Origin of the sequence: Enterobacter sp. BNK-18, from assembly GCF_047456135.1 — a bacterium.
Classification (GTDB): domain Bacteria; phylum Pseudomonadota; class Gammaproteobacteria; order Enterobacterales; family Enterobacteriaceae; genus Enterobacter; species Enterobacter ludwigii.
The window spans coordinates 3,998,255-4,016,221 of the sequence record NZ_CP179899.1; the positions used below are offsets into that span (position 1 = coordinate 3,998,255).

A 17,967-nucleotide genomic window follows, 5' to 3' on the forward strand; every position below is an offset into this window, starting at 1 on the left:
CCAAATAAGTCACAATATTGTTATCAGGCTCGTCGCTTGGTTGCAGAGTCCATCCAGACTGCCAGCAAAAGAATGGCCCCCTTGACGATATACTGCCAAAACGTCGGGACGTCCATCATACTCATCCCGTTATCCAACGAAGCCATAATAAATGCCCCCATCACCGCGCCTGCCACGCTGCCGACACCGCCTGCGAGGCTGGTGCCGCCAATGACGCAGGCGGCGATAGCATCCAGCTCGGCGATGTTCCCGGCCGAGGGAGAACCCGCCCCCAGACGCGAGCTGAGGATCAACCCGGCGATAGCAACCATCAGGCCGTTAATGGCGAAGACGGCGAGTTTGGTGCGCTCGACGTTGATCCCTGAAAGACGAGCAGCCTCAAGGTTGCCGCCGATGGCATAAATACGGCGACCAAACGCGGTACGCGTGGCCATAAACATCCCGGCCAGCAGCAACAGTGCCAGCAGCAATACCGGCGTCGGGACACCGCGATAGTCGTTCAGAAGCCAGATTGCGCCCAGCACAATGACCGCAGTGAGTGCCTGACGACCGACTGTGGACGTTGACGCTGGCGATGCCAGACCCAACGCCTGACGGCGCATTCGCCCACGCCACTGCCAGGCCACAAACGCCAGCAACCCAATCACACCGAACGTAAAGCCGACGCTATCGGCGAGGTAGCTCTGACCAATTTGTGACATGGCTGCGCTGGTAGGGGAGACGGTGGTGCCGTTGGTGATGCCAATTAAGATCCCGCGGAAGGCCAGCATCCCCGCCAGCGTGACAATGAACGAAGGGACTTTACGGTAGGCAACCCACCAGCCGTTCCAGGCGCCCAGCAGCAGGCCCAGCACCAGCGTAACCGCAATGGTCAGCGGCAGTGGCCAGCCAAGCCAGACGTCAAAAATGGCCGCCACGCCACCAAGCAGACCCATCATCGACCCCACCGACAGGTCGATTTCCGCCGAGATAATCACGAATACCATGCCCACCGCGAGGATGCCGGTAATGGCGGTCTGACGCAGCAGGTTAGAGACGTTACGCGCGCTTAAATACGAGCCATCGGTCATCCAGGTAAAGAACAACATGATGGCAATAATCGCCGCGATCATCACGAAAACCTGCAGGTTCAGCGCTTTTAGCCCGGCAAACGCGCCGGGCGTCGGAACAGCGACTTTAATATCAGACGGATTGCTTTTCGACATGACGTTCGCTCCTTAAAGCGGCTTCCATCACCTGCTCCTGCGTCAGGTTCTGGTTAATCAGATTGGCTTTCAGTTTTCCCTCGTGCATGACCAGCACGCGATCGCTCAGGCCGAGCACTTCGGGTAACTCAGACGAGATGACAATGACGGCAATCCCTTGCTGTACAAGCTGATTAATCAGTTTGTAGATTTCGTACTTGGCGCCGATATCGATCCCACGCGTCGGCTCGTCCAGGATCAATATGCGTGGATTGAGGAGCAGGCAGCGCGCCAGGATTGCCTTCTGCTGGTTGCCCCCGCTCAGACGTCCAATGGCCAGTTCCGGGGAGGATGTTTTAACCTTGAGTCTGGCGAGCGACTGGAGAATGCACTGCTGCTCAGCAGCATCATCGAGGCTGCTCAGCGCACCGGAGAACCTATCGAGCGCGGCAAGCGTGATGTTTTTACCCACCGCCATGACCGGGACGATGCCATCTTTCTTGCGATCTTCCGGTACCATGGCGATACCGTGGGCAATCGCCTGCTGGCAGTTCTCGATTTTTACCGGCTGTCCGTCGATAAAAATACGGCCTTCCCAGCGGCCCGGCCACACGCCAAACAGGCACTGGACGGCTTCAGTGCGCCCGGCCCCGACTAACCCCGCAATACCGAGGATTTCGCCGCTGTGAAGGGAAAACGAGACGTCATTAACGCGCTTGATGTGGCGGTTAACGGGATGCCACGCGGTGAGGTTTTCCACGCGTAACACTTCGTCACCCGTGGTGTGCGGTTCGTTTGGATAGAGCGCCGTGAGCTCGCGCCCCACCATCATGGTGATGATGTCATCTTCACTCATGCCGGCAGCTTCACGTGTGCCGATGTGCTGACCGTCGCGGATCACACAGATGGTGTCCGAAATGGCTTTTACCTCATTGAGCTTGTGCGAAATGTAGATGCAGGCAATGCCGTGGTTTTGCAGATCGCGAATGATATTGAGCAGGACGGCCGTTTCCTGCTCGGTGAGGGAGGCCGTTGGCTCATCGAGGATCAGCAGCCTTACCTGTTTGTTCAGCGCCTTGGCGATTTCAACCAGCTGTTGTTGCCCGAGGCCAAGATCACCGACGCGCGTATCCGGGGAAATCGCGAGACTTACCTGGGCCAGCAGTTTTTCACAGCGTAGCGTCATGGTGTCGTAATCCAGTACGCCATGACGTGAAATTTCGGCCCCCAGAAAAATGTTCTCCAGCACGGTGAGGTGCTTCACCAGCGCCAGCTCCTGGTGGATGATGGCGATGCCTTTGCGTTCGGTATCGCGAATGTGTGTCGCCTGAATCACTTCACCGGCAAAGACAATTTCGCCTTCGTAACTGCCGTGCGGGTAGATCCCACACAACACTTTCATCAACGTCGATTTGCCCGATCCGTTTTCGCCACACAGCGAGACCACTTCGCCGGGATTGAGCCGCAGACTGACGTTGTCGACCGCTTTCACCGCGCCAAAGCGCTTGGTGATGCTTTTCATTTCAAGTAAATAAGGCATAACTGCTCCACATGACCCGAGGGAAGAACAGTACAACTCTATGCGCCCCCGCAGAGCAGGGGCGCGCTGGATTACAGTTCACTCTTCTTGTGGAAACCGTCTTTAATGACGGTGGCGTCAATGTTCTCTTTATTGACTTCAATGGGGGTGAGCAGACGAGCCGGAACATCTTTAAGCCCGTTATTCAGCGTCGCGTCTGCCTTAGGTTGCTTACCATTTCCCAGCTCCACGGCAATTTCCGCCGCTGTATTCGCAAGCTGGGTAATCGGTTTGTAGACGGTCATGGTTTGTGTGCCTGCCATGATGCGTTTGACGCCCGCGAGGTCGGCATCCTGACCCGAAATAGCCACTTTTCCTGCCAGCCCCTGGGCGCTGAGTGCCTGGATTGCGCCCCCTGCGGTGGCATCGTTGGATGCGACGACAGCATCGATTTTGTTGTTGTTGGCGGTTAAGGCGTTTTCCATGATTTTCAGCGCGTTTTCTGGCAGCCAGCCATCCGCCCACTGATCGCCGACCACTTTAATCTTACCGCTGTCGATATACGGCTTCAGGACTTTCATTTGCCCTTCGCGGAACAGCTTGGCGTTGTTATCAACCGGCGAGCCGCCCATCAGGAAATAATTGCCCTGAGGTACTTTGTCGATCAGGCTTTTAGCCTGTAATTCACCCACTTTTTCATTGTCGAACGAAATATAATAATCGATATCCGCATTATTAATCATGCGGTCATAGGCTAAGACTTTTATGCCTTCTTGTTTGGCTTCTTTAACGACGTTACTTAATACCTGGCCGTTATAAGGGATAATGACCAGCACATCGACACCGCGGTTGATCATATTCTCAATTTGCGACATTTGCGTTTCTTCGTTGCCGTTCGCGGATTGCACAAACACATTCGCGCCAAGTGATTCCGCTTTTTTCACAAAAATATCACGATCTTTCTGCCAGCGTTCAAGACGCAGATCGTCAATCGCCATGCCAATTTTGACTTCCTTGGCATGTCCGGCAAAGCTTGCAAGGAGGAGCGTAGTGCAGAGAGTAAGGGACAGGTTCTTTATCTTCATAATTATAGGGCCTTTTTGTAGGGGTATGTGTTGCTGAGATAAAAGAAACATTCACTGCTGGGACGCAGCAAATTTTTAACGGGGAAAGGCGGGCTGGCAATTACAGATTTTTATCTTCGCATTATGATATTTGGTTTATTTCTGAATTTATGACCGCGATCGAATTTTAAAATACGTAACGTCTTAATTACATTTGATTATGGAAGAGGGACCGAAAAATAGTTTGCCTGCACATTATTTTGCGAGCCAGCGCACAGTTGTGCATTCTCTCAATAGCAGTGTGAAATAACGTAATTGAGCAAGCCAAAATGTCTATTCACTATTACTCCTGTATCAACGACTCGCCGCATACCCTGATTATGGAGCTCAATATGCAAGCTTATTTCGACCAACTCGATCGTGTTCGTTACGAAGGCCCGAAAACAACCAATCCTTTAGCATTTCGTCACTACAACCCGGATGAGCTGGTGCTGGGTAAGCGCATGGAAGATCATTTGCGCTTTGCCGCCTGTTACTGGCATACCTTCTGCTGGAACGGAGCCGATATGTTCGGCGTGGGTTCCTTTGACCGTCCATGGCAGCAGCCGGGTGAGGCCATCGAGCTGGCGAAGCGTAAAGCCGATGTCGCCTTTGAATTCTTCCACAAACTGAACGTGCCGTACTACTGCTTCCATGACGTGGATGTGTCGCCGGAAGGCGCCTCACTGAAAGAGTACCTGAACAATTTCGCGCAGATGGTGGATGTGCTGGCGGCTAAACAGCAGCAAAGCGGCGTGAAGCTGCTGTGGGGCACGGCCAACTGCTTTACCAACCCACGCTATGGCGCGGGTGCGGCAACCAATCCGGATCCGGAAGTGTTTAGCTGGGCGGCAACGCAGGTGGTTACCGCAATGAACGCCACGCATCAGCTGGGCGGCGAAAACTATGTGCTGTGGGGCGGTCGTGAAGGCTATGAAACCCTGCTCAACACCGACCTGCGTCAGGAGCGCGAGCAGATTGGCCGCTTTATGCAGATGGTGGTCGACCATAAACACAAAATCGGTTTCCGCGGTACGCTGCTGATCGAACCGAAGCCTCAGGAACCTACTAAGCACCAGTACGACTACGACGTTGCTACCGTGTACGGCTTCCTGAAACAGTTCGGCCTGGAAAAAGAGATCAAAGTTAACATTGAAGCCAACCATGCCACGCTGGCCGGCCACTCTTTCCATCACGAGATTGCGTCTGCTATTGCGCTGGGTATCTTCGGTTCTGTTGATGCTAACCGCGGCGATGCGCAACTGGGTTGGGATACCGACCAGTTCCCGAACAGCGTGGAAGAGAATGCGCTGGTGATGTATGAAATTATCAAAGCGGGTGGTTTCACCACCGGCGGGCTGAACTTCGATGCCAAAGTGCGCCGTCAGAGCACCGACAAATACGACCTGTTCTACGGCCATATTGGCGCAATGGATACCATGGCGCTGGCGCTGAAAGTCGCCGCCCGTATGATTGAAGACGGTGAACTGGATAAACGTGTCGCGAAGCGTTATAGCGGCTGGAACAGTGAGCTGGGTCAGCAAATTTTGAAAGGCCAGTTATCGCTTGCGGACGTCGCGAAGTACGCTGAACAACATCAACTGGCACCGCAGCATCAGAGCGGGCATCAGGAGCTGCTGGAAAACCTGGTTAATCACTACCTGTTCGATAAATAACAGCGAGTAGATAATAACGTAAGCCCGGTAAGCGTCGCGCCACCGGGCATTTCTGTTAAAGGAGTCACCGAATGTATATCGGGATTGATCTTGGCACATCGGGTGTGAAAGCCATCCTGTTAAGCGAGCAGGGCGACGTGTTAACAACGCAGACAGAAAAGCTGCAGGTCTCACGTCCGCATCCGCTATGGTCGGAACAGGATCCGGAGCAGTGGTGGCTGGCAACGGATCGTGCAATCAAAGCGCTAGGTGAACAGCACAGTCTGCGTGACGTCAAAGCCCTCGGCATTGCCGGGCAAATGCACGGCGCGACGTTACTGGACAGTCAGCATCACGTTCTGCGACCGGCCATTCTCTGGAACGATGGTCGCTGTGCAGAAGAGTGCGCACTCCTTGAAGAGCGAGTACCCACCTCCCGCAGTATTACCGGCAACCTGATGATGCCCGGTTTTACCGCACCAAAGTTACTGTGGATACACCGCCATGAGCCGGAAATTTTCCGTCAGGTGGCGAAAGTTTTACTGCCAAAAGATTATCTGCGTTTTCGCATGACGGGTGATTTCGCCAGCGACATGTCCGACGCTGCCGGCACGATGTGGCTCGACGTGGCCAAACGTGACTGGAGCGAGGCCATGCTCGATGCCTGCCACCTGACTCGCGAACATATGCCAGCGCTCTATGAGGGCAGTGAGATAACGGGTACCTTACAGCCTGCCGTCGCAGAACGCTGGAATATGCCTGCTGTCCCGGTGGTGGCCGGTGGCGGTGACAACGCGGCGGGTGCCGTGGGGGTCGGGATGGTGGAAGCCGGGCAGGCGATGCTTTCGCTGGGAACGTCTGGCGTCTATTTTGCGGTCAGCGAGGGTTATCGCAGTAATCCTGAAAGTGCCGTTCACAGTTTCTGCCATGCGCTGCCGGGAAAATGGCATCTGATGTCGGTTATGTTGAGCGCCGCCTCTTGCCTTGACTGGGCCGCGAAACTGACCGGGATGGCTGATGTTCCGGCACTGATTGCTGCTGCACAGCAGGCGGATGAAAGTGCGGGTACCGTCTGGTTTTTACCCTATCTTTCCGGCGAGCGCACGCCGCATAACAACCCGGAAGCGAAAGGGGTATTCTTTGGGTTAACCCATCAGCATGGCCCGGCGGAACTGGCTCGTGCCGTTCTGGAAGGCGTGGGATATGCCCTGGCGGACGGAATGGACGTGGTACATGACTGCGGTGTGACGCCGGCGAGTATCACCCTGATTGGCGGCGGTGCGCGTAGCAGCTACTGGCGCCAGATGCTGTCTGATATCAGCGGACTGCAGCTCGATTTTCGTACCGGTGGTGATGTGGGGCCTGCGCTCGGTGCAGCGCGACTGGCACAGATTGCCATGAACCCGGAAACGCCGCTTTCTCAGCTGTTACCGCAGCTTCAACTGGAACAGGCGCATCTGCCTGACGCGGCACGTCATGCGCGTTATGCGCAAAGACGCGAGGTCTTTCGCAAAATCTACCAACAGCTGCTGCCGCTGATGTCGTAAATACGGTTGTCTGTCAGAGGCACGAGGTTGTCCTTTTTTGGTCTGTGCGGGCCTTCATTTCCTTGCCAGTATGGTGTCATACCCACTGGCGAGGAGATTCAACATGTCACGTACTGCATTAATCAACATCGATACTCAGCAGTCTTTTCATCATCGTCATTACTGGCAGGAGGACGAAATTCCTGCCTTTCAGCAGGCGATGCTGGGGCTGATTGAGGGCTGCCAGGCGCGTGGCATTCCTGTCGTTGATATTTTCCATGTAGATGAAGACGGTCCGTTCACACTGCAAAGCGGCTATGTCAAACCGATGGCCTTTTTACGTCATCAGCCGGACGTGGTCTTCCAGAAACACGTCCATAATGCGTTCACGGATACCGGGCTTGACCGCTGGCTGCGTGAGCGAGACATTAATCAGCTCATCGTGTGCGGCATTCGCACGGAACAATGCTGTGAAACCACTGCGCGGGTGGCATCCGATCTGGGCTATGCTGTGACCTTTGTTAGCGAGGCAACGCTCACGTTTCCAATGACGCACAAGGGGATAACCCTGAGCGCAGAGGAACTGCGCCATCGTACCGAGACGGTACTGGCCGGGCGGTTTGCCGACATTAAAACGGTTGCGGAGACGCTGGAGTCACTGTAATGAGCATCGACGTCTGGTTTGTGATGTTGCCCGGGGTGCTGTCATTAGACATGACGGGTCCGGCAGAGACCTTTGTGCTGGCCGGGGACGCGTTTCGCCTGCATTACATTGGTCCGCAGGCAGAGGTTCCGACGTCGATTGGTCTGATGATGGGCGGTATTCAGCCGCTGCCGGAAAGCCTGCCTGAGGGCAGTTTGCTGGTACTGCCGGGGGTAAGCGACTCCCGCTTTCAGTTTTCAACGCCGCAGGCGCAGCTGATCCAGCACTGGTTAATGCGCCTGCAGCCAAAAATTCATCGTCAGGATATCACCGTCATGTGTGTCTGTTCAGGGGCGTTGCTGGCGGCAAAATCGGGCTTGCTGAACCACCGGCAGTGCACAACGCATCATGACGTTATAAGCCGTTTGCGTACGGCGGCTCCGACGGCAATCATCAAAGAAAACCGGATCTTCGTGCAGGATGAGAATATCTGGACCAGCGCCGGCATCACCTCGGGCATCGACCTGGCGCTGCATATGATTAACCGTCTGTGTGGCGCAGAAAAAGCGCTGGCCGTGGCGCGCGAAATGGTGGTCTGGTTTCGTCGCTCCGGGGACGATCCCCAGCTGTCGCCATGGTTACGCTACCGCAATCATCTTCACCCGGCCATTCATCGTGCGCAGGATGCGCTTACCACCGAGCCGCACAAAGCCTGGGTTTTACCCGAGATTGCCGCTCTGGCGCATGTCAGCCCGCGCCATTTAACGCGGCTTTTTCAGACGCATTTAGGGATAAGCGTTCGCGACTATCTGGAGCAGTTGCGTCTGGCGGTGGCTGCACAGTGGCTGTTGCAAGGGCGTGGCGTGGAACAGGCCTCACTGGCCGCGGGGTTTTCCTCCCCGCGCCAGTATCATCGTGCCCGACAGCGCAGCGTTAACTGACGAAGCGGCGGGTGTCGACCTTCTGCAGCAGCATTGACAGCAGCAGGCTCGCCATCAGCGTGACGGTGAAAATCCACAGGATATCCAGCACCGGCCAGCTTTTGAACTCGACCCCTCTCGTTCTCAGGGCGTGGATCACCAGCGCGTGAAAACCGTATATACCGAGCGAGTGCCGGGAGATAACGCTCAGCACCGGAAGGGGACGTGCGTTCAGGGTGTTTTTGGCGAGCGTAAGCAGGGATACGGCACAGATGAAGACCATCGGGCCGCAATACAGGTACCAGGTATCGGCAAAATTGCCGCGCCATTGCAGTTCATGCAGCGTCCCACGCGAAATCACGATCACGCCGATGATAAACAGCGCTGCACATAGCCCGTTCATGCCGCGTTTTTGGGTGTCCATCATCCCGATAGCTCGCCCCAGCATGCCGTAGAGCACGTAGTAAAAGGTATCGCCGTTGATATAGAGATTGACCGGTAACCATTCAAAACCATCAATTTTCTGCGAGACCGTATTCGGGTTGGCTATGATGCCAATGACCACCATCAGCGCCAGCAGCATTTTCCCGCTCACGGTTTTCACCTGAATCAGTGGGGAAACCAGATAGATAACGATAATGGCGAAGAAAAACCACAGATGGTAGAAGACGGGTTTTTGCAGAAGGTATTTGAGAGATAGTCCGGAGTTAATCGAGGTGAACAGGGTGATATAGAGCAAGGCCACGGCGCTGTAGAAGCCCAGGCAGGCGGCGATGCGGATAAAATGCCGCGGTTGTGCGCTACGCTCGCCAAAAAAGAGAAAGCCGGAAATCATAAAGAACAACGGCACACTGACCCGCGACGCGGAGTTAAGAATATTGGCTATATCCCAGTTAACAGGGCTGATACTGTGCGCATTGGTGACATACCAGGTCGTCGTGTGGATCATGACCACCATCAGACACGCTATTCCTCGCAGATTATCAATCCAGCTAATTTTTGACGACATCAGTTCCTCATCATCCCTTGTAAATTCAGTGTGACTGCGATTGTATTGAAGCCTCTCTCTGGAAAATTCTGAGTTTTATTGAGCAGCCTTGTTTGAAAGCCGCGAGGTTCGCAGAATGCCAGGGCATAATCTATAAAAGCTTTGCTACTAAAAATAACAGCCACTGAACAGGGCGGTAATAAAAATGATGATGAAGCGTGCGGCGTCACTCTTTCTGCTGTTTATCCTGGCAGGATGCAGTACGCCACCCTCTGCACCCGTGCAAAAAGCACAGCAGGGAAAAATCAGCCCGGAACGCTCCCTGAATATGGAGCAGTTCTGTAAGGATCAGGCTGCGCGCCGCTATAACTCGGATGCGCAGAACATTGATGTCACCGGATTTGAGCGATTTCAGGGGAGTTATGAGCTGAAAGGCCATACGTCCCGTAAAGAGGGCTTTGTCTGTTCGTTTGACGCAGACGGTCAGTTTTTACATCTCTCCATGCGCTAAGCCGCTCGCATAATCAACAGCCAGACGCCAGCGGCTGCCTGGCGTGGTGGCTTATTTCCCCAATTTTCCCTAAACAAACCCGTTTCGTACTGTATATCTTGCAGGCAGCGGGTATACTGGTCCCTTCCATTTAAAACCACACGTATCCAGCACGACATACTATGCAAAAGTTTGATACCAAGACCTTCCAGGGCCTGATCCTGACCTTACAGGATTACTGGGCTCGTCAGGGCTGTACCATTGTTCAACCTTTGGACATGGAAGTAGGCGCAGGCACTTCACACCCAATGACCAGCTTACGCGCGTTGGGGCCGGAGCCAATGGCGACTGCTTATGTGCAACCTTCACGTCGTCCGACCGATGGCCGTTACGGCGAAAACCCGAACCGTCTGCAGCATTACTATCAGTTCCAGGTGGTGATTAAGCCATCGCCAGACAACATTCAGGAACTGTACCTCGGGTCACTGAAAGAGCTGGGTATGGATCCAACCATTCACGATATCCGTTTCGTGGAAGATAACTGGGAGAACCCAACGCTGGGTGCCTGGGGTCTGGGTTGGGAAGTGTGGCTGAACGGTATGGAAGTGACGCAGTTCACTTACTTCCAGCAGGTTGGCGGTCTGGAATGTAAACCGATTACCGGCGAAATCACCTACGGTCTGGAACGTCTGGCCATGTATATTCAGGGCGTAGACAGCGTTTACGACCTGGTCTGGAGCGACGGCCCGCTGGGTAAAACCACCTACGGCGACGTGTTCCATCAGAACGAAGTGGAGCAATCCACTTATAACTTCGAATACGCGGATGTGGACTTCCTGTTCACCTGCTTCGAGCAGTACGAGAAAGAAGCGCAGCAGTTGCTGGCGCTGGAGTCTCCGCTGCCGCTGCCTGCTTACGAGCGTATTCTGAAGGCCGCCCACAGCTTCAACCTGCTGGACGCCCGCAAAGCCATCTCCGTGACTGAACGTCAGCGCTACATTCTGCGTATTCGTACCCTGACCAAAGCCGTTGCAGAAGCGTACTATGCGTCCCGTGAAGCCCTTGGCTTCCCGATGTGCAACCGAAACAAATAAGAGGCGGCCATGTCTGAGAAAACTTTCCTGGTGGAAATTGGCACCGAAGAGCTGCCACCAAAAGCCCTGCGCAGCCTGGCTGAATCTTTTGCTGCGAACGTGACTGCTGAGCTGGATAACGCTGGCCTGGCACACGGTAAAATTGAATGGTTTGCTGCTCCGCGTCGTCTGGCGCTGAAAGTGGCGAACCTGGCGGCGTCTCAGCCGGATCGTGAAGTTGAAAAACGTGGCCCGGCGATTGCTCAGGCGTTTGATGCTGAAGGCAAGCCAAGCAAAGCGGCTGAAGGCTGGGCGCGTGGTTGTGGTATCACTGTCGATCAGGCTGAGCGTCTGACTACCGATAAAGGCGAGTGGCTGCTGTACCGTGCACATGTTAAAGGTGAAAGTGCGCAAGCGCTGCTGCCTGACATGATTGCCACGTCGCTGGCCAGGCTGCCGATTCCAAAACTGATGCGCTGGGGCGCAAGCGACGTGCACTTCGTGCGTCCTGTGCACACCGTGACGCTGCTGCTGGGCGATACTGTTATTCCGGCTACCATCCTGGGTGTGGCGTCCGATCGCGTGATCCGTGGGCACCGCTTCATGGGCGAGCCTGAGTTCACCATCGACAATGCTGACCAGTATCCGCAGATCCTGCTGGAGCGCGGTAAAGTTATTGCTGACTACGAACAGCGTAAAGCCAAAATCAAGGCGGATGCGGAAGACGCGGCGCGTAAGATTGGCGGTAAAGCGGATCTGAGCGACAGTCTGCTGGAAGAAGTGACCTCTCTGGTTGAATGGCCAGTGGTACTGACCGCAAAGTTCGAAGAGAAATTCCTGGCCGTGCCGGCTGAAGCGCTGGTGTACACCATGAAGGGTGACCAGAAGTACTTCCCGGTTTACGCCAACGACGGCAAGCTGCTGCCAAACTTCATCTTCGTGGCGAACATTGAATCAAAAGATCCGATCCAGATTATCTCCGGTAACGAGAAAGTGGTGCGTCCACGTCTGGCGGATGCCGAGTTCTTCTTCAACACCGACCGTAAAAAGCGTCTGGAAGATCACCTGCCACGTCTGCAGACCGTGCTGTTCCAGCAACAGCTGGGTACGCTGCGCGACAAGACTGACCGTATTGCGGAGCTGTCTGGCTGGATCGCACGTGAAATCGGTGCGGATGTGAACCACGCAACGCGCGCGGGTTTACTGTCCAAGTGTGACCTGATGACCAACATGGTGTTCGAATTTACCGACACCCAGGGTGTGATGGGGATGCACTACGCGCGTCACGACGGTGAAGCGGAAGATGTGGCCGTGGCCCTGAACGAGCAGTATCAGCCGCGCTTTGCGGGTGACGCGCTGCCGTCTAATCCGGTGGCTTGTGCGGTCGCGATTGCCGATAAGATGGACACCCTTGCAGGTATCTTTGGCATCGGCCAGCATCCAAAAGGCGACAAAGACCCGTTTGCGCTGCGTCGTGCTGCCCTGGGCGTGCTGCGTATCATCGTTGAAAAGAACCTGAACCTGGATCTGCAGACCCTGACTGAAGAAGCGGTACGTCTGTACGGTGATAAGCTGACCAACGCCAACGTGGTTGATGATGTGATCGACTTTATGCTTGGTCGCTTCCGTGCGTGGTATCAGGACGAAGGTTACACCGTCGATACGATTCAGGCGGTACTGGCACGTCGTCCAACCCGTCCGGCAGATTTCGATGCGCGTATGAAGGCGGTTTCCCACTTCCGTACGCTGGAAGCGGCATCTGCACTGGCCGCGGCTAACAAGCGTGTCTCTAACATTCTGGCGAAATCCGACGAAACGCTGAACGAGCGTGTCAACGCTGCGACGCTGAAAGAGCCAGAAGAGATCGCCCTGGCGATGCAGGTTGTGGTACTGCGTGACAAGCTGGAGCCGTATTTCGCCGAAGGCCGCTACCAGGAAGCCCTGGTGGAGCTGGCGGAACTGCGTGATGTCATCGATGCCTTCTTCGAGAAAGTGATGGTGAACGTGGAAGATAAAGAGCTGCGTATCAACCGTCTCTCTATGCTCGAAAAACTGCGTGAGCTGTTCCTGCGCGTGGCGGATATTTCGCTGCTGCAGTAACGTGCATGTGCCCGGTGACGGGCCAGCAGATGAGAAAAAACCCGCTTCGGCGGGTTTTTTTATGTCTCGTTTTTTGTGAGCCAGGTAAGCGCAGTGCAATCGCCTAAAAATTCACCTTGAAATGGTCAGCAAATTACCGTTATCCTGTTTCTCGTTATATTTCTCCCTCAGGAGCGCATCCCGAAAATGAACAAACACGACTGATGAATTTCGATCCTTGCTAAACGCGACCGCGTCGGCAGGGGATGTTTTGATTTCATTCAGGAGTGCTTATGGCTCATTTTGCGCAATCCCCTTCTTTTATTTTGCATCAGGTGACCTGTCAGTTTGCGACGGGCGATACCCTTTTTGGTCCGCTGAATCTTTCTCTGGCGCCGTCACTGTGCGCGCTGGTTGGCCGCAACGGCAGCGGTAAAACACGTCTGCTACGTTTGCTGGCGGGGTGTGATGAACCTGCCAGCGGTCATATCGAACGTTTTGCAACGCACGCTTATGTGGCCCAACAGCCCGATATCTCCCCGCGAACCACACTTGCTGAGCTGCTGGGGTATGAGGCGATTTTTGCGGCGCGTAAGCGCATCGACAGCGGTGACTACCAGCCCGATGATTTGGCGCTACTCGACGGACACTGGGATGTAGCAGAACGCCTGAGCGAGGCGTTTCTCCATGCAAAACTTCCACCATTTGACCCGGATAAATCAGCCATGGAACTCAGCGGCGGCGAGCGCATTCGCGCGTTGCTCTGTGGCGCGTTTACGGCTGATGCGGATTATCTGCTGCTGGACGAACCCACCAACCATCTCGACCGGCAGGGACGTGAGTGGTTCTACGACCAGCTCGCCCGTTATCAGGGGGGCGTGCTGGTGGCCTCCCACGACCGTGAACTGCTGGCGAAGGTACCGCGTATTCTTGAACTGAGCGCCTCGGGTCTTCGCCACTACGGTGGCAGTTACGACGACTATACGCATCAGCGGGACGCCGAACAGCAGGCAGCCCGTGCGGCACTGGAACATGCGGCAACAGAGCGCAAACGCACCCGCGCACGGATGCAAAAAGAGCATGACGAAAGCCAGCGGCGTTCGGCGAAGACGTTACGTACGGTCGATAACCTTAATATCGCCTCGTTCGAGCGGGTCAGATACAAAATGGCCGCCAAAGAGCGCATTGGCACCTGGAAAAAACAGCATGGTGATCAACATGAAGCGCTGAATGCCGCGGTGAACAAGGCCCGGGAGCGAGTTGAAGAGGAGAATCCGGTGATGTTCACGTTGCCTGGAAGCCAGATTGCTGAGGGGAAACAGGTGCTGGTGATGGAGGGGCTGGTGCTGCCACACGTCACTCTCCCGCCGACCAACTGGCGGATGGACGGACCGATGCGCGTGGCGCTAAAAGGACCAAACGGCTGCGGTAAATCGACGCTTTTAAAAGCCATTCTCGGCGAAGTGGCTCCGCTCTCAGGAACGTGTAAGGTATCGGTAAACTGCGCTTATCTCGATCAACATCTGTCGCAGCTCGATCTTTCGCAGTCGGTGATGGCGCATCTCAATCTGAGTCATACACCTCTGGAAGAGGGTGTGCTGCGAACCCGTTTAGCGCAGCTTCAGCTGGGCGCTGACAAAGTGGCGCTTCCGCTGGCTGAGCTGAGCGGCGGGGAACGTCTCAAGGCTGCTCTGGCCTGTGTCTTGTGGCGTGAGGACGCTACGCAGCTTTTACTGCTGGATGAACCGACCAACCATCTGGATCTGGCCTCGGTCGAGGCGATTGAAGCCGCACTGGCCGGTTTCCCCGGGGCATTGCTGGTGGTTTCTCACGATGAGGCTTTTTTGCGGGGGTTAGCATTGACGCATGAACTGGTCTGGGAAGAGGCGGGTTGGCGGTGTGCCCCCCTTTAAAACACAAGCCCCCGCAAAGGCGGGGGCGGTAACTCACTTTACTGCATCATGCTATATGCTTGCTGAGTGCAGGGTTGGCCTGAATCAGGCGCATCAGCTTTAGCTCGGTTGGGGTGGGTTTTTCGCGTTTTGACTCCCACTCCTGCACCATAGCCACGCTGACACCCATCGCTCTGGCGAATTCTTCAGTTTTTAATCCAGTCCCTTTGCGCAATTGCTCATATTCTTTAAAGGGATTGGATCTTTGTTGCAGGGTTAACGTCTGCGGTACATCTTTAAAAATAATCTGTTCCAGGCTGCTCAGCAGCTCAAGCTCAGGATCTTTATATTCCATTGAGGACTCCTCTTAAATCACATACCGGGATCAAGAACATCAGAGAGCCTGTTAAGAATAGTCCCTAATACAAACGACGGATCGTCACGGATGTGATTAATCGTGCGGTAACGATCGCTTTATGCGTTTCAGCCGTTGCCAGGGTGAGACTAATTACCTGATTACGCTTATGTCGGCTTCGCCAGGTATTTTTTTGTAAATAGTAAGAAATAAAACGGCAATAGCCGTTTTGCATGAAAAGAGTATCTTGCAGGGCTGACCTGGACTATCCTTGTCAGCGTCGGGCACGCATGTGCCGGTGTGCGCTTTTTTGGGTGAAAGGAGTAATGAAATGGCGACAGGAAAGTCCTGCTCTCGCTGGTTTGCGCCTATTGCGGCGTTGTTGATGGTTGTTAGCCTGAGTGGGTGTTTTGATAAAGAAGGCGATCAGCGCAAAGCGTTTATCGATTTTCTACAGAATACGGTGATGCGCAGCGGTGAACGGTTGCCGACGCTGACTGCGGATCAGAAAAAACAGTTTGGCCCCTTCGTGTCTGATTACGCCATTCTTTATGGTTATTCACAGCAGGTGAGTCAGGCGATGGATTCCGGTATCCGTCCGGTTGTGGATAGCGTGAACGCTATTCGCGTCCCGCAGGATTACATGACGCAACGTGAACCGCTGCGCCAGTCCAACGGTGCGCTCGGCGTGCTGAGCCAACAGCTGCAGAATGCGAAAATGCAGGCGGACGCGTCACGTTCCGCGCTGAAGCAGGGCGACGATCTCAAACCGGTCTTCGACAAAGTGTATGAGAAAGTGGTGTCGAAACCTTCTGAAGCGATGCAACCGCTGATCCCGGCCGCGCAAATTTTCACGCAGCAGCTGGTTCAGGTGGGGGACTTCATCTCCCAGCAGGGCACTCAGGTGAGCTTTGTGGCCAACGGTATTCAGTTCCCGACATCGCAGCAGGCAAGCCAGTATAATGCGCTGATTGGGCCACTGGCCTCCCAGCACCAGGCCTTTAGTCAGGCGTGGAGTGCAGCGGTCGCTGCCACAGAATAAATCGGAAAACCCCGCCTCAGGCGGGGTTTTTTATTCCAGGCGAAAATAACGCTTGTTATTCTTCTACCACATCGGTATAACTATACAGGTCGGTTTGTTACACAGACCTAAAGCAGTTTAGTAAAGCAGTCCAGATTGTTATCCATAGATACCCTTCGTAGTGACCCTTCCTTCATCGCTTAAAAATCTGTAACACAATCCATCAAGCCGGAAGGCACAATATATTTGTTAATTAAGGTAATTCTATGTCTGCTAAAATGACTGGTCTGGTAAAATGGTTCAACGCTGATAAAGGTTTCGGCTTCATCACTCCTGACGATGGCTCTAAAGACGTGTTCGTACACTTCTCTGCTATCCAGAACGAAGGCTACAAATCTCTGGATGAAGGTCAGAAAGTTTCCTTCACCATCGAAAGCGGCGCTAAAGGCCCAGCAGCTGGTAACGTTGTAAGCCTGTAAGCTTCCAACCCAGTAGCACAAATTTTAAAAACCCGCCTTCTGGCGGGTTTTTTCATTTCTATCGCTGAACCTGCGGGTTAACGCAGTTGATTTCCACCTTTCCGCTGAGGGCAGCGATCAGGTTGTCTACCGCGGTTGCAGCCATGTTATAGCGTGTTTCATGGGTTGCTGAGCCGATGTGGGGCAGGGCCACCACGTTGGGCAATGAAAGCAACGGGGAGTCCACCGGCAGCGGTTCCTGTTCAAACACGTCAAGACCGGCAGCGTGGATCTCACCCTGTTGCAGAGCCTCAATCAACGCCTTCTCATCCACCACCGGGCCACGACCCGCGTTGATGAAAATGGCCGTTTTCTTCATTTTTTCAAACGCCTCTTTACCGATAAGATGACGGGTTTCGTCCGTCAGCGGCAGGATCAGACAGACAAAATCGGCTTCCTGCAGCAGCGTATCCAGTTCGCAGTAGCGGGCGTTAAAACGTTCTTCGGCTTCACTGTGATGACGACGCGCGTTATACAGAATCGGCATGTTAAAACCAAAATGTGCGCGCTGCGCCAGGGCCAGGCCAATACGGCCCATGCCAACGATGCCCAGCGTTTTGCCATGAACATCCACCCCAAACCAGTCCGGACCAATGCTTTTTGTCCATTCGCCAGCTTTGACGCGATCGGCCACTTCGACCACACGACGCGCCGTGCTGAGGACCAGCGCCATCAGCGTGTCGGCCACGGTCTCCGTCAGCGCATGTGGCGTATGCATCAACAGGATCTTGCGGGCGTTAAGGGCATCCACGTCGAAGTTGTCATAGCCCACGGAAACGGTAGAGGTAGCACGAAGCTTCGGCATTTTCTCCAGCAGGGCGACGTCCACTTTTTCGCTTGAACCCAGCAAACCTTCGGCGCTGGCGAACGCATCGGCGTGCTGCGCCACGGTTTCCGGGCTGAGGTTCTTCACCTGGGTAACGGTGAAGTGTTCCTCAAGGCGTTTCTGCAGATCTTCCGGCAGTGCTTTATACAAAATGACGGACGGCTTCATGCTAATC

16 protein-coding genes are annotated in these 17,967 nt (G+C 54.6%); 10 read left to right on the forward strand and 6 right to left on the reverse strand.

Annotated elements, in window-relative coordinates; genetic code table 11:
• Positions 1 to 23: 23 nt before the first annotated feature.
• The 3 genes from xylH to xylF form a co-directional block, all read right to left on the reverse strand.
• Positions 24 to 1,205: a xylose ABC transporter permease XylH gene (xylH, locus tag ACMGG3_RS19245; protein WP_014168116.1), complete on the reverse strand. Its 1,182-nt coding sequence runs from the start codon at positions 1,203 to 1,205 to the stop codon at positions 24 to 26.
• Complete coding sequence (locus ACMGG3_RS19250) at positions 1,183 to 2,724, reverse strand: xylose ABC transporter ATP-binding protein (RefSeq protein WP_020882648.1); 1,542 nt, start codon at positions 2,722 to 2,724, stop codon at positions 1,183 to 1,185. The genes xylH and ACMGG3_RS19250 overlap by 23 nt, the downstream gene beginning before the upstream one ends.
• 71 nt (positions 2,725 to 2,795) lie before the next feature.
• A complete protein-coding gene (gene xylF / locus ACMGG3_RS19255) occupies positions 2,796 to 3,788 on the reverse strand; it encodes a D-xylose ABC transporter substrate-binding protein (RefSeq protein WP_020882647.1) in 993 nt (330 codons plus the stop codon).
• Between the two features lie 371 nt (positions 3,789 to 4,159).
• On the opposite strand from xylF, the gene xylA reads away from it, so the two are divergent.
• The 4 genes from xylA to ACMGG3_RS19275 all read left to right on the forward strand — a co-directional run bounded on the left by xylA (position 4,160) and on the right by ACMGG3_RS19275 (position 8,571).
• Positions 4,160 to 5,482, forward strand: coding sequence for a xylose isomerase (gene xylA, locus ACMGG3_RS19260; protein ID WP_086462926.1), 1,323 nt, complete (start codon positions 4,160 to 4,162; stop codon positions 5,480 to 5,482).
• Positions 5,483 to 5,553: 71 nt separating this feature from the next.
• Positions 5,554 to 7,008, forward strand: a complete 1,455-nt coding sequence (xylB, locus tag ACMGG3_RS19265) for a xylulokinase (RefSeq protein ID WP_078775042.1) — start codon at positions 5,554 to 5,556, stop codon at positions 7,006 to 7,008.
• Positions 7,009 to 7,111: 103 nt separating this feature from the next.
• On the forward strand, positions 7,112 to 7,651 hold the full coding sequence (locus ACMGG3_RS19270; RefSeq protein WP_020882645.1) for an isochorismatase family protein: 540 nt from the start codon (positions 7,112 to 7,114) through the stop codon (positions 7,649 to 7,651).
• The gene (locus ACMGG3_RS19275; protein WP_414149385.1) at positions 7,651 to 8,571 is read left to right on the forward strand and encodes a GlxA family transcriptional regulator; all 921 of its coding nucleotides are present in this window, start codon (positions 7,651 to 7,653) and stop codon (positions 8,569 to 8,571) included. The genes ACMGG3_RS19270 and ACMGG3_RS19275 overlap by 1 nt, the downstream gene beginning before the upstream one ends.
• Here the strand turns inward: ACMGG3_RS19275 and ACMGG3_RS19280 are convergent.
• Entirely contained in the window at positions 8,564 to 9,559 is a 996-nt protein-coding gene (locus tag ACMGG3_RS19280; RefSeq protein WP_223398562.1) for an acyltransferase, read from the reverse strand. The two genes, ACMGG3_RS19275 and ACMGG3_RS19280, sit on opposite strands and share 8 nt — an antisense overlap.
• 184 nt (positions 9,560 to 9,743) lie before the next feature.
• Between ACMGG3_RS19280 and ACMGG3_RS19285 the strand changes: the two genes are divergently transcribed.
• From ACMGG3_RS19285 to ACMGG3_RS19300, 4 genes are all read left to right on the forward strand, one after another.
• Positions 9,744 to 10,049 (forward strand): YsaB family lipoprotein, encoded by a 306-nt coding sequence (locus ACMGG3_RS19285; RefSeq protein WP_014168124.1) that lies wholly within the window; start codon positions 9,744 to 9,746, stop codon positions 10,047 to 10,049.
• 161 nt (positions 10,050 to 10,210) lie between these two features.
• The gene (gene glyQ, locus ACMGG3_RS19290; RefSeq protein WP_014168125.1) at positions 10,211 to 11,122 is read left to right on the forward strand and encodes a glycine--tRNA ligase subunit alpha; all 912 of its coding nucleotides are present in this window, start codon (positions 10,211 to 10,213) and stop codon (positions 11,120 to 11,122) included.
• A 9-nt stretch (positions 11,123 to 11,131) separates the two neighbouring features.
• Complete coding sequence (gene glyS / locus ACMGG3_RS19295; RefSeq protein ID WP_014168126.1) at positions 11,132 to 13,201, forward strand: glycine--tRNA ligase subunit beta; 2,070 nt, start codon at positions 11,132 to 11,134, stop codon at positions 13,199 to 13,201.
• 272 nt (positions 13,202 to 13,473) lie between these two features.
• Entirely contained in the window at positions 13,474 to 15,093 is a 1,620-nt protein-coding gene (locus ACMGG3_RS19300) for an ABC-F family ATP-binding cassette domain-containing protein (RefSeq protein ID WP_221709602.1), read from the forward strand.
• A gap of 46 nt (positions 15,094 to 15,139) precedes the next feature.
• Here the strand turns inward: ACMGG3_RS19300 and ACMGG3_RS19305 are convergent, their stop codons facing one another.
• On the reverse strand, positions 15,140 to 15,427 hold the full coding sequence (locus ACMGG3_RS19305; RefSeq protein ID WP_014168128.1) for an HTH-type transcriptional regulator: 288 nt from the start codon (positions 15,425 to 15,427) through the stop codon (positions 15,140 to 15,142).
• 331 nt (positions 15,428 to 15,758) lie between these two features.
• Between ACMGG3_RS19305 and ACMGG3_RS19310 the strand changes: the two genes are divergently transcribed.
• The gene (locus tag ACMGG3_RS19310) at positions 15,759 to 16,469 is read left to right on the forward strand and encodes a DUF3053 domain-containing protein (RefSeq protein WP_020882641.1); all 711 of its coding nucleotides are present in this window, start codon (positions 15,759 to 15,761) and stop codon (positions 16,467 to 16,469) included.
• A gap of 245 nt (positions 16,470 to 16,714) precedes the next feature.
• On the forward strand, positions 16,715 to 16,927 hold the full coding sequence (gene cspA / locus ACMGG3_RS19315) for an RNA chaperone/antiterminator CspA (RefSeq protein ID WP_014168131.1): 213 nt from the start codon (positions 16,715 to 16,717) through the stop codon (positions 16,925 to 16,927).
• A 58-nt stretch (positions 16,928 to 16,985) separates the two neighbouring features.
• Here the strand turns inward: cspA and ghrB are convergent, their stop codons facing one another.
• Positions 16,986 to 17,960: a glyoxylate/hydroxypyruvate reductase GhrB gene (ghrB, locus tag ACMGG3_RS19320; protein ID WP_014168132.1), complete on the reverse strand. Its 975-nt coding sequence runs from the start codon at positions 17,958 to 17,960 to the stop codon at positions 16,986 to 16,988.
• Positions 17,961 to 17,967 lie beyond the last annotated feature (7 nt).